The following is an 11548-nucleotide window of genomic DNA, read 5'->3' on the forward strand; positions in this document are numbered from 1 at the left end:
ACAAACAGTTTGTTTGATCCAGTCGGCACAGCGCGGACCGGCACGGGTGGAAACTAGCTTCATGGCGGAGTAGCAAAATGGCAATGCACCAGCCTGCAAAGCTGGGGAAGCCGGTTCGATTCCGGCATCCGCCTCCACCTCCCAGCACGATCCGGCGAAAAGGACTTTGTTGATGAACCGATCCAGGCCCCACCACCCACTTCTGCCGGCGGCGCTGCTCGCCGGCCTGGCCCTGCCGCTGGCCGCGGCCAGCGCCCCTGCCGCCAGCGTTGCCGCGCAGAGCGCCAATTACCACTACTACGTCGCCAGCAACGGTTCCGATGCCAATCCCGGGACCGCGACCCAGCCCTTCGAAACCATCGTGCGCGCCTCCAGGGTCGCCCTGCCCGGCACCACCGTGCACGTGGCGCCGGGCACCTACGCGGGCGGCTTTCGCACCACCATGAGCGGCAGCGCCGGACGGCGCATTTCGTACATCTCCACCACGCGCGGCGGCGCCCGCCTGGTGCCGCCGCGCGGCTCGCTCACCAAGATGGCGTGGGAAAACCGTGGCGACTTCGTCGACATCGTCGGCTTCCAGGTCGACGGGCGCAACGCCCACGGCGGCGTGCGCTGGACCTACGGCATCTACAGCGCCGGCTCGGACTCGCAGATCCGCAACAACCACGTGCATCATGTCGGCCAGGATGTGCCCTGCACCAGCGCCGGCGCGGCCGGGATCAGCGTCGACAGCTACTACAAGGGCCGCCTGAGCACGGTCAGCGGCAACACCGTGCACGACATCGGCCCGACCGACTGTCGCTTCGTGCAGGGCATTAACATGAGCACCACCGGCAGCGTCACCAACAACGTGCTGTTTACCATCGGCGGCGCGGCCATCCAGATGTGGCACGACGCCACCAACGTCATCGTCAGCCACAACACGATCGCGCGTTCGATGACGGGCATCCTGGTCGGCGGCGGCGACCCCTATTACATCAAGGGGCCGAACGATTTCACCAACGTCCACAACAACATCGTGTACGACAATAAATACGGCATTTCGGAACAGGGATCGACCGGCCCGCACAACAGCTACCGTAACAACCTGGTGTATCTGAACGCCGCCGCCGACTGGCAATTGAACAATGGCCTCAAGCATCTGGGCACGGTGGCGCAAGCGCCCCAGTTCATGCGCTACGGCAAAGGCGCGCTGCCCGACTTCCGCCTGCGCGCCGGCTCGCCCGGGGTCGGCCATGGTACCGGCGAGCACGCGGCCACGGCCGACATCGCCGGCAAGCCGCGCGCCAGGGACGCGCCGATCGATATCGGCGCCTACCAGCGCTAGGCGGAGCGCCAAGGCGACGCGCTGGCAGCCTGCGCGGCGGGGGGAACGGCCGGGGAAATTGTCCCGGCTTTTTTGTTGGCGGGCGCACGCCGCGGGAGCTTCGATCCGTACGGCAACAGCGTGCAGGGAAACAGTTGTCTTCTGTAGAATCGGCCCACTCTCATCTTCGCGCCGACGCTTCTCATGACGACTACCCACTGGTTCATCCTGATCGGCTGCCTGATGCTGGCGCGGGGCCTGATGGCCACCAGCATTGCCCGCCTGCCGTTCACGTCGGCCATCGTCTATCTGGGCGTGGGGCTCGGGCTTGGGCCGATGGTGCTGGGCATTTTTTCCTTCAGCCCGGTCGAGCAATCGCACCTGCTCGAAACCCTCACCGAAATCGCCGTACTGGTCTCGCTGTTCTCGGCCGGGGTCAAGATGCCGGTGCCGATCTCGCGCCAGCGCTGGATGCCGGCAATCCGCCTGGCCTGGGTCTCGATGAGCCTGAGCGTGGGCCTGATCGCCGCCTTTTGCTACTACGTGCTGGACTTGCCGCTGGGCGCAGGCGTGCTGCTCGGCGCCATCCTCGCGCCCACCGACCCGGTGCTGGCGACCGACGTCCAGGTGCGCCATCCGGACGACCGCGACCGGCTGCGCTTTACCCTCACCTGCGAAGCGGGCATGAACGATGGCTCGGCCTTCCCCTTCGTGATGCTGGGCCTGGGTCTGCTCGGCGCGCATGAACTGGGCGACTTCGGCTGGCGCTGGGTGCTGGTCGACGTGCTCTGGGCCACCCTGGCCGCGATCGCCATCGGCACCCTGGGCGGGGCGGCGCTGGGCCGCATCGGATGGATGCTGCGCGGCAAAGACCCCAAGCACGAAGTGCTCGACGACCTGGTCGGCCTGGGCCTGATCGGCGTCGTCTACGGCTTGAGCGTGGTGTTCGTGGCCTGGGGTTTCCTGGCCGTGTTTTTCGCCGGCGTGGCCTTGCGCCAGACGGAACTGGTGTTGTCCGGCGCCCACAAGGACCGCCAGGGCTTGCTGGTGCCCGAAAAGGCAAGGGACGATCCGGGCGCCGAAGCAGCGCCGGTCGGGGTGCCGCTGACCGTCAGCGCCGAGTCGCTGGTGTTCAAGGAGCATCTGGAACGCCTGTCGGAACTGACCCTGGTGCTGCTGCTGGGCGGCATGGTGTCGATGCACGACTGGAACTGGCGCAGCGTCGGCACGGCCCTGTTCCTGTTCGCCGTGGCAAGGCCGCTGAGCGTGATGATCGGCCTGGCCGGCTCGGACAGCTCGATGCGCATCCGCGGCATTACCGCCTGGTTCGGCGTGCGCGGCATCGGCTCGCTGTATTACCTGATGTATGCCCTCAACCACGGCCTGCCGGCCTCGCTCACGCGCGAGCTGATCCAGATTACGGTGGTCGTCATCATGCTCTCGATCGTCGTGCACGGCACCAGCGTCAAGCCGCTGCTCGATCGCTTCTGGAAGCGCAAGCGGCAGTAAACCGGGCGCCGGCGCGGCCATCGCGGCGCACCTGCGCCAGGCCAAACCGGGCCGGCGCGACGCGCCTAGAATCGAACTCCTCCGTAGTATTTTTCAACGAGGCGGTGACGGTCATGGCTACTTTACCCAGTGCATCTTTAGCGTGGCTGGCGGCCACGCTCACCCTTTCCTGCGGCGCCGCGATGGCGCAGCCGCGCTTCCCGGACGACCTGGCCCGCTTCGGCATCGCCGACAGCGCCTGGCTGACCGAGCCGCCGCGCTACTACACCGGCGCGGCCGCCCGCATCACGAAGCCGGCCGCGGTCGGACTCGGACGCGAGCTGCGCCTGTCCTCCAGCGCCTGGTGGGGCATGGCTAACGGCAACGACAGCAACTACGCGGTGGGCGGCCTGACGATCATGCTGGGGCACGACGGGGCCTCCGCCGCGCCGCTGGAAATGGCGCGCCTGCTGGCACGGAGCGCCCTGGACACGCCCTTGCCGCCGTTCGCCACCAGCTCCTGGTCCTCGTCCTCGTCCCCGACCTGCGTGGTGCCGTGGCTGCAATGCGCCGCGTTCGGCAGCCTGGAAGCGCGCATGCGCGAGCAACATGCCTTCCTGAACGGCCGCCATGCCGGCGACGACGCCATGGCGGGCCGGCGCAATTTTGTACGCGCCCTGAGCGCCGGCATGCGCTTCAATTTCCCTTACACGCGCACCGGGCAGCACGGCCCCTGGTTCCTGCAACTGCGCGTGTCGCGCCGTTCGTCGGAGTTCAAAAGCACGCTGCCGAGGCCGCGCCGCGCGGGCCTGTCGTTGACCATGGGCACCGAGTTCTGATCTATACTTGCTGGCATTACTCCACAGGAAAGCGATCATGCGCAGGTTCTCGATTGTACTGACGCCCTTGCTGCTGGCCGGCTGCATCAAGGGCTCGGCCACCTACTACATTACCGAGAGCAGCAACGAGCACGTCATCACCGTGCGCGCCGAGCAGGAATACTTCTGGAAGAAGCAGATGACGCTCACGCTGGTGACCTCGCACATGCCGGAATGCCAACGCGCGTTTCCGATGGAAAGCGTGGCGCTCGACGAGGTGTCGGTCGAACTGTTCGCGAACGGCGACGACGTCTATTCGGTGCGCTCGAGCGGCGAGTTGATCCAGATCGATACGCTCACCTGCACCCAGCTGGCCGAGCCGAAGCCGACTGCGCTGGGGCAGCCGGTCGGCACCTTTTTCATCGATGAAAAAACAGTGACGTTCGAAAAGGCAGCCGCAGCGGCGCCCGCGGCGCCTGGGGCTGCCGAACCGGCGCCAGGCTAACGGCGTCCCAGTACCTTGTGCAGGGCCGCGACGGTGGCCGGGCGGCCGGCCTGCTCCAGCGCGACTTCCAGCAACATCGGTTCGCCGGGCCGGCGCGCCGTCCACTGGGTAAAATATTCATGCACCGTGCGCCAGGGCGGGAAGCCCTCCGGCACGCCGCGCCAGGCGCTGCCAGTTTCCAGCAAGTACAACACTGCGCAAAACACATCGTACAAGTCGTGCTTGCGCGGACGCGTCTTGCGGCGCGCCGCTTCCAGCATGCCGCGTACCGCTTCAAACTCTTCGCGCGAAACGTCGCTCGCGAACTCGGGTCGTGCCATCGTCTTTAACCTCAAATATCATTTGAGGGTCTGATCTGGAACAGGTTCCCTAAATTTATTCCTTGACGTGCGCCGACAAGGACTTTCTTACTATTTCGACTTGCTCGCTGGCACCATTCCAGCCGATCAGCTTGCTCAACATGCGTTTGCGCTGGGCGCCGTTGCGGCCACAGTTGGCGTCGAGCATGCCTTCCAGCTCGGGCAGCAGCGCGGCGGCGACGGCGCCGATGCGGCCGGCGTCGGCCGGTGTGGCCTCGAGCAGCGCCAGCAGGAAGGTGGCGCCCCATTGCAGGCGCGTGGCCGGGCCGCCGGACTGTTCCCAGGCGCGCTGGTACCAGTCGAGCATGGCGACAGTGTCGCCGCGTTTTTTGGCGACACTCGCCAGGTTGTGCATGAAGTAGAACGGCGCCAGCGAGCAGGCCACGGCCGCCAGCAGCAGGCCCTCGGCCTCGTCCGGCAGGCCGGCATCGACCAGCAGGCCGGCTGCGGTGTTGAGGATCTGATGGCGCCGCACGTGGTCATTGGCGCTGGCCAGGGCCATGCCGATACGCACGTTGAGCGATGCCGCGTCCAGCCCGGCAACAGGGCTGCCGAGGCGCGCCATGCGCACCCGTACGCGCAAGGCGGACAGTTGATCGTCCGGGCTCAGGGCGTCGGATGATTCCAGCTGCTCTAGCGCGTCCGACCATGCCGCCGTCAATGCCAGGCGCGGCGCCGACTGCGGCGCGGTCAAGCCGCGCACCAGGTCGACCGCGTAGCCGGTCACCAGGTCGACCTGCGCCAGCACCGCTTGCGGGTCGGCCAGCGTGCCCAGCAGCATGGCGCTGGCCTGGTGCTGGTCCGGCGCGGCCTTGGCCGAGACCGCCGCGTGCAGCGCGTGCCATGCCAGGCGCAGTGCCGATGCGGGCTCGTCGCAAGCCGCGCGCAAGATGGCCAAGGTGGCGGCCAGGTCGCGGCCGGCCAGCAACTGGTCTTCGTCGGTATCCCAGGAATACCACGCCAGCAGGCGCCATTCGTCGGCCGACAGCGCGCGCTGGCCCGACAGGGCGGCCTGCAGCGATTCCGACGCGGTCAACGGCGCCGCCAGCGCCAGTTGCAGCAGGTGAAGGAAGCGCGGCCCTGTCAGTTCGCATGGCAGGCGCGTGATTTCAGCGCCGTCGGGGCGGTACAGCACCAGGGTCGGATAGCTACGCAGTTGCAGACGATCGGCGGCGCGCTGCGCGCCGGCAGCATCGCCATCAATATGCAGTGGGACGAACGCAGTCCCCAGCGAGGCAAAGCCGGGCTGCGACAACACCGACGCCTTGAGCCGGTTGCAGGGCGGACACCACATGGCTCCCCAATACAGGAACACCGGCCTGGCCGTGGCGCGCGCGTCGGCAAAAGCGGCGTCGGCATCGTGATGCCAGCCGATGACGGTGGTTGTCTGCGTGTTAGCGTCGTTCGCCATATTCCGGTTCCGGGAGTGTTGAAAATGGCGAAAGTATATCGAAAACAGGGGCATGCCATCGGGCTTGCCCGGTGCTACACTCGACGCCTTTCCAGCCTCCGAGTTTCGCCATGCAAGCACGCATCAGGATCGCCGTCATCGCGCTGGGCGCCACCGTGCTGGTGCTGGGCAGCGCCGTGGGCATCGTGGCGGCGCGCTTCGACCCGAACGCCTACAAGAGCGCCATCGTCGAGCGGGTACACGAAAAGACCCGGCGCACGCTGACCATCGGCGGCGATATCCGGCTGGCGCTGTATCCGCGCCTGGGCGTGAACCTGGGCAAGGCGAGCCTGTCGGAACTGGGGGGCAAGGGCGAATTCGCCGCACTCGACAGCGTGCGCCTGTCGTTCGCGCTGATGCCGCTGCTGCTGCGCCAGGAAGTCGTGGTCGACCGCATCGAACTGCGCGGCATGCGCGCCACCCTGGTGCGCCAGATCGATGGCAGCATGAATATCGACGACCTGACCGCCGCGCGCGTCAAACATCCCGGCCAGCAGGCGGGCGCGGCCGGCAATGCCGGCGCCGGCCCGGCCAAGGTCCGCTTCGCGGTCGACAGCATCCGGGTCGACAACGCCCACCTGCGCTTCGACGACCGCAAGGCTGGGCGCGTGTTCGACATCGCCCGCCTGAACATCGATTCCGGGCCGATCGCGCACGGGGTGCCGAGCCGGGTTGCGCTATCGGCCAATATCGGCGTCGACAAGCCGGCGCTCAACACCGTGCTCATTTTCGAAAGCGGCTTTTCGCTCGACCGCGACACGCGCCGGGTGGCGATGACCGAGCTCGACGCCAATCTCGACCTGTCGAGCCGGGCCGGTATCGAGTCGCGCGCCAAATTGAAAGGCAGCATCGAGATCGACTTCGGCAAGGAAGCGATCGCCGCCGCGCTCAAAGGCAAGATCGACGACAGCACCGTGAGCGGCAAAGGCGCGCTGCGCGGCGGCCTGCTGCAGCTCGACATCGATATCGACCGGGTCGACCTGGCGCGCTACCGCGCCCGCACGGGGACGGTGGAGGTGGCGCCGGCTAGCGCATCGGCGACCGCGGCGGCTAGCGCGTCGGCTGTCGATACGGCAGGCGCCAGCGCGCCGGACCAGCCCATCGACCTGTCGGCGCTGGCCCGCCTGCGCGCCAGCGGCACCTTGCAAGTGGGCGAGCTGACCGTGGGCGGCCTGCGCGCCGCGAACGTGCATGCGGTGTTGCTGGCCGACGCAGGCAAGACCACCATCAAGCCGCTCTCGGCCACGCTGTACGGCGGCAACGGCACCGGCGCGCTGAGCATCGATTTCACGGACGACGCCGACACCCCGCGCATGACGCTGGTGCAAGACTTGCGCGGCATCTCGCTCGGCCCCCTGTTGCTAGACGCCACCGGCAAGACGCCACTGAGCGGCCGTGGCGACGTCCAGCTCGACCTGGACACGCGCGGCGCCAGCACCACGGCCCTGCGCGAAGCGCTCGCAGGCACGGCGGCGCTGCGCCTGCGCGACGGCGTCATCGCCGGCATCGACCTGGGCCGGCTGGTGCGCGAGGCCAAGGCGGCCGCCGGCGTGGGCAGCGAGGCGGAGTCGACCGGCTTTGGCGAACTGAGCGCGAGTTTCCGCATCGAGCGCGGCGTTGCCCAGAATACCGATTTGACTGCGAGCACGGCGCTGCTGCGCATTGGCGGCGAAGGCCAGCTCGACCTCGCGCACGCCACCATCGATGCCCGCTTGCGTTGCACGGTGATACCAGGCCTGGCCGGCCAGGAGGGTCCCGCCATCGGCGCCTTGGGCGGGCTGACGGTACCGGTCGCGCTCAGCGGCCCGCTGGCGCAGATGACGTGGCAGGTCGATGTGGCCGCGCTCGGCAACGAAGCGGCGCAAAAGACAGGCGCCAGCATCCCAACTGGCGGCAAGGAAAAACTGAAAGACCGCGTCAAGGACGCGCTCGGCGGGCTGTTTCCCCGTTGAACGTGGCGGGCACGCTACAGCGCCCCCTTTTGTTGAGCAAACCTGTGCCGTCGAGGTCGCCTTTGGGCTAGCGTCGGAGATAGCAAACCCCTTGCAAACTCATCGGGAGGATCTATGTTCGGCAGCACAGTCCTTGAAGTGGCGGTTGGCCTGACCTTTTGCTACGCGACAGTGGCATTAATTGTCAGCACGGTGCAGGAAGCGCTGGCGTCGGCGCTGAAACTGCGCGCACGCGGGCTGCTCGAAGGCATCAAGAGCATGCTCAACGATCCGGATTTCACCGCCCTGGCGCGCACCCTGTACGCGCACGCGCTGGTCAATCCGCACGGCAACCCGGCCCAGCCGGGGCAGGAACACATCGGCGCCAAGCCGTCCTACATCAAGCCCGAGCATTTCGCGATCGCCCTGATCGACGCGGTGCAGTCGATTCCGGGCGACTACGACCAGCTCGGGCGCGACATCGACGCCCTCCCGGACCCGCAAATCAAGCGTGCGCTGCAGAGCATCTACCAGCGCGCCGGGGGCGACATGGCGCGTTTCCAGGCCTCGGTGGAAAGCTGGTTCGACAGCGCGATGGAACGCGTGTCGGGCGTCTACAAGCGGCGTTCGATGATGATCAGCGTGTTGCTGTCGCTGCTGCTGGCGGCGCTGTTCAACATCGACAGCATCCACCTGTTCCGCACGCTGTGGGCGCACCCCTCGCTGGCGGCCCAGATTGGCGCGGCCCCGGCCACGCTGAACCCGCAGGCGCTGCAGATGCTGTGGGCCTTGCCGATTGGCTGGGAACAATTTCCACCGGCCCTGAACCGACAGTTCGCACTCAGTGTCGCCGGCTGGGCGCTGACCGCCTCGACAGCCTTGTTCGGCGCCCCGTTCTGGTTCGACCTGATGAAGCGCACGGTCCAGATACGCGGCACCGGGCCGAAGCCATAGGGCCGGCGCCAGCCCCGCTGCCTGGACGTGTCAGGCCGGGCGGTGGGCGTCGACCAGAATGGTGGAGACGGAAAAATGCGGTACGCGTTCGGGCCATTCGTCATGCGGCCCGAACCAGCGCGCTTCGATGATTTCGCTCGGGTCGACCTGGATCTCGCCGTCGCGGCCCCGGTGTCGCCCCGGTGTCGTCGCCCCGGTGTCAGGTCTGACTCGCCCCGGTGTCAGGTCTGACATTCCGACACGGTCTCATCGGTGCAGCCCCGGTGTCAGGTCTCTTAAGCAAACACCATAAGGACAGCGGTTTTCATATCTGCCAGTTATATAAGGTGCTTGCTTCGGCGCGATTTTCGGCGCACCCCGCCGATTACTGCGCTGACATTCAGACACCAGCTGAACATTGCAAACCAGCGGTTCCTGTTTTTACAGATGGGGTCGTGTCCGAATGTCAGACCTGACACCCACGGGTCAAGCGGTTCCTGTTTTTACAGATGGGGTCGTGTCCGAATGTCAGACCTGACACCCACGGGTCAGATGGGGTCGTGTCCGAATGTCAGACCTGACACCCACGGTACTGACACCCACGGTAGATACGCGGCACCGGGCCGAAGCCATAGGGCCGGCGCCAGCCCCGCTGCCTGGACTTGTCAGGCCGGACGGTGGGCGTCGACCAGGATGGTGGAGACGGAAAAATGCGGCACGCGTTCGGGCCATTCGTCATGCGGCCCGAACCAGCGCGCTTCGATGATTTCGCTCGGGTCGACCCGGATCTCGCCGTCGAGATAATCGGCGGTGAAGGCAATCATCAGGGAATGCGGAAACGGCCACGACTGGCTGGAAAAATACTGCAGGTTGTGGACCCGCAAGCCGACTTCTTCGAACACCTCGCGGTGCACCGCTTCTTCCACCGATTCTCCCGCTTCAAGGAAACCGGCCAGCGGCGTGAAGCGCTTGGCAGACGATGCGGTGTGCAATGCCAGCAAGACATGGTCGCCCTTGCGGATCAGCACCATCATCGCCGGCGAAATGCGCGGATACGCCATCATCCCGCAGGCGCCGCACACATAGCAGCGCTCGCCCGCCTTGAGCTGCATCGGCTGGGCGCAGGCGCCGCAGAACCGGTGCGTGCGCGCCCATTCGGCAATCTGGCTGGCGCGACCCGCCACACTGAGCAAGTCTTCATCGAGCGCGCCGAACAGCGAGCGCATGCTGCGCCAGGCGTAACCCGGCAAGGCCAGCTCCTCATTGTCGCACCAGAATGTCTGGCAATAACGCTCTCCCAACAGGCCAACCGGATGGGGTGCGCCGGCCAGATTCAGCCGCACCAGCTCGTCTGCGCAAGGCATGGCCAGATCCGCCTCGCGCAGCAACAGGCGGCTGCCGTGGAACACAAACGTGAGCGGGTCAGGATGGGATTGCGCCGTAATCAGCGGCGTAAAAGACGAGGGCATTTGCAGCATGCGGCCAACCTTGGATGTTGTGGACTGCAGGCAGCATACCGCATTTTCAAAGCACAGATTGCGCGGCCATGGTGATGTCACCCGCACCGGATACGATCTGCATCAAGCCGCTGCGCGCCGCGCTGAACGCAAACGCGCGCGCTGTGTCCTATCCCTGGTACGAACGGCGCCGCGCGACGGCGGCACAGACACTCCCATGAATGACGCCGGGCCATGACATCTTCCTGGTTACACCAGCACGACAGCAACAGCGTAGTCATTTTCCGCGCGCTCCAGCTTGGCGATATGCTGTGCGCGGTGCCGGCCCTGCGCGCCTTGCGCGCGGCCATGCCACGAGCGCGCATCAGCCTGGTCGGCCTGCCCTGGGCGGACCAGTTCGCCAACCGCTTCAGGCGCTATATCGACGAGTTCATCGCGTTTCCCGGTCACGAAGCGTTTCCCGAACAAGCGGCCAGGCTCGACCAGCTGCATGACTTTTACGCGGGCATGCGTGCGCGCCGCTTCGACCTGGCGCTGCAGATGCACGGCAATGGCCAGTACAGCAACGCCGTGGTGCGGGCCTTCGGCGCGCGCGCGATGGCGGGCTTCGGAGCGGTTGCGGGCGGCGAGGATGAATGCCTGATTCGTTTTCCGGAAACCGGGGCGGAGCCGCTGCGGCTGCTGGAGCTGACCACCGGGCTCGGTGCGCCGGCCTGCGGTCCGCAGCTCGAATTTCCGATCACCGAGGCGGACGAGCGGGAGCTCGAAGCGAGCGGCGTCACGCGCGCCCTGGCGCCGGGCAGCTACGTGTGCATTCATCCCGGCGCGCGCTCGGCCGACAAGTGCTGGCCGGCCGCACGATTTGCGGCAGTGGCGGACCAGCTTGCGATCGGGCCGGGGCTCACCACGGTGCTGACCGGCTCGCCCGCCGAGGCGCCGCTGACGGCTGCCGTGGGGCGCCTGATGCGGCGCGCACCGGTCGATGCGGCCGGGCCGCTGTCGATCGGCGCCATGGCGGCCTTGATGAGCCACGCGCGCCTGCTGATTTGTAACGATACGGGGGTGTCTCATATTGCGGCCGGACTCGGGCTGCGCAGCGTGGTTATCTTCAGCAAGGCCGATATCCGCCGCTGGGCGCCGCTCGACCAGCAATTGCACCGTTGCCTGTGGGACCCGTTCGGCGAGCAGGCCCAGACCGTGATCGATCAGGCAAGGGCCTTGCTGATGCTGCGGTAAGCGCAGGCAGACGGGCTTGCATCTGCATGCAGCGCAATGGTGTGCGTTGGTGTACACGTCATGTA

10 protein-coding genes, 1 tRNA gene and 1 pseudogene are annotated in these 11548 nt (G+C 66.7%); 8 read left to right on the plus strand and 4 right to left on the minus strand.

Translation table 11 applies throughout. The features are described 5' to 3' along the window. Window positions 1–63: 63 nt before the first annotated feature. The 5 genes from F0185_RS05400 (at window position 64) to F0185_RS05420 (ending at window position 4117) form a co-directional block, all read left to right on the plus strand. Window positions 64–137 (plus strand) — tRNA-Cys (locus tag F0185_RS05400). A 35-nt stretch (window positions 138–172) separates the two neighbouring features. Next, entirely contained in the window at window positions 173–1327 is a 1155-nt protein-coding gene (locus tag F0185_RS05405) for a DUF1565 domain-containing protein (RefSeq protein WP_167222320.1), read from the plus strand. A gap of 183 nt (window positions 1328–1510) precedes the next feature. Further along, window positions 1511–2815 carry a cation:proton antiporter gene (locus tag F0185_RS05410; RefSeq protein WP_167222322.1) on the plus strand — a complete coding sequence of 435 codons (1305 nt, stop codon included), beginning with the start codon at window positions 1511–1513 and terminating at the stop codon, window positions 2813–2815. A gap of 113 nt (window positions 2816–2928) precedes the next feature. Beyond that, entirely contained in the window at window positions 2929–3633 is a 705-nt protein-coding gene (locus tag F0185_RS05415) for a hypothetical protein (RefSeq protein ID WP_167222324.1), read from the plus strand. Between the two features lie 37 nt (window positions 3634–3670). Next, window positions 3671–4117, plus strand: a complete 447-nt coding sequence (locus tag F0185_RS05420) for a hypothetical protein (protein WP_167222326.1) — start codon at window positions 3671–3673, stop codon at window positions 4115–4117. Window positions 4118–4161: 44 nt separating this feature from the next. On the opposite strand, the pseudogene F0185_RS05425 reads toward F0185_RS05420, so the two are convergent. After that, window positions 4162–4437 (minus strand): annotated as a pseudogene (locus tag F0185_RS05425) (transposase); the annotation flags it as partial. Between the two features lie 55 nt (window positions 4438–4492). Further along, window positions 4493–5887 carry a thioredoxin family protein gene (locus tag F0185_RS05430; RefSeq protein ID WP_167222328.1) on the minus strand — a complete coding sequence of 465 codons (1395 nt, stop codon included), beginning with the start codon at window positions 5885–5887 and terminating at the stop codon, window positions 4493–4495. 110 nt (window positions 5888–5997) lie between these two features. Here F0185_RS05430 and F0185_RS05435 point away from each other — a divergent pair, with 110 nt between their 5' ends. Both F0185_RS05435 and F0185_RS05440 read left to right on the plus strand, forming a co-directional pair. Beyond that, the gene (locus F0185_RS05435) at window positions 5998–7878 is read left to right on the plus strand and encodes an AsmA family protein (protein WP_167222330.1); all 1881 of its coding nucleotides are present in this window, start codon (window positions 5998–6000) and stop codon (window positions 7876–7878) included. A gap of 114 nt (window positions 7879–7992) precedes the next feature. Further along, window positions 7993–8811 carry a hypothetical protein gene (locus F0185_RS05440; RefSeq protein WP_167222332.1) on the plus strand — a complete coding sequence of 273 codons (819 nt, stop codon included), beginning with the start codon at window positions 7993–7995 and terminating at the stop codon, window positions 8809–8811. A gap of 30 nt (window positions 8812–8841) precedes the next feature. Here the strand turns inward: F0185_RS05440 and F0185_RS34695 are convergent, their stop codons facing one another. Further along, on the minus strand, window positions 8842–9045 hold the full coding sequence (locus F0185_RS34695) for a hypothetical protein (RefSeq protein WP_229476762.1): 204 nt from the start codon (window positions 9043–9045) through the stop codon (window positions 8842–8844). A gap of 410 nt (window positions 9046–9455) precedes the next feature. Then, complete coding sequence (nudC, locus tag F0185_RS05450; RefSeq protein WP_167222334.1) at window positions 9456–10268, minus strand: NAD(+) diphosphatase; 813 nt, start codon at window positions 10266–10268, stop codon at window positions 9456–9458. A 213-nt stretch (window positions 10269–10481) separates the two neighbouring features. Here nudC and F0185_RS05455 point away from each other — a divergent pair, with 213 nt between their 5' ends. Next, window positions 10482–11483, plus strand: a complete 1002-nt coding sequence (locus F0185_RS05455) for a glycosyltransferase family 9 protein (protein WP_167222336.1) — start codon at window positions 10482–10484, stop codon at window positions 11481–11483. Window positions 11484–11548 lie beyond the last annotated feature (65 nt).

Source organism: Massilia rubra (assembly GCF_011682065.1).
Classification (GTDB): domain Bacteria; phylum Pseudomonadota; class Gammaproteobacteria; order Burkholderiales; family Burkholderiaceae_D; genus Telluria_A; species Telluria_A rubra.

Bases quoted from the DNA above. Each gene is read 5' to 3' on its own strand.
- F0185_RS05435 (WP_167222330.1), top strand. From the start codon at position 5,998: ATGCAAGCACGCATCAGGATCGCCGTCATCGCGCTGGGCGCCACCGTG.
- F0185_RS05410 (WP_167222322.1), top strand. From the start codon at position 1,511: ATGACGACTACCCACTGGTTCATCCTGATCGGCTGCCTGATGCTGGCG.
- F0185_RS05440 (WP_167222332.1), top strand. From the start codon at position 7,993: ATGTTCGGCAGCACAGTCCTTGAAGTGGCGGTTGGCCTGACCTTTTGC.
- F0185_RS05415 (WP_167222324.1), top strand. From the start codon at position 2,929: ATGGCTACTTTACCCAGTGCATCTTTAGCGTGGCTGGCGGCCACGCTC.
- F0185_RS05430 (WP_167222328.1), bottom strand. From the start codon at position 5,887: ATGGCGAACGACGCTAACACGCAGACAACCACCGTCATCGGCTGGCAT.
- F0185_RS34695 (WP_229476762.1), bottom strand. From the start codon at position 9,045: ATGTCAGACCTGACACCGGGGCGAGTCAGACCTGACACCGGGGCGACG.
- F0185_RS05420 (WP_167222326.1), top strand. From the start codon at position 3,671: ATGCGCAGGTTCTCGATTGTACTGACGCCCTTGCTGCTGGCCGGCTGC.
- F0185_RS05455 (WP_167222336.1), top strand. From the start codon at position 10,482: ATGACATCTTCCTGGTTACACCAGCACGACAGCAACAGCGTAGTCATT.
- nudC (WP_167222334.1), bottom strand. From the start codon at position 10,268: ATGCTGCAAATGCCCTCGTCTTTTACGCCGCTGATTACGGCGCAATCC.
- F0185_RS05405 (WP_167222320.1), top strand. From the start codon at position 173: ATGAACCGATCCAGGCCCCACCACCCACTTCTGCCGGCGGCGCTGCTC.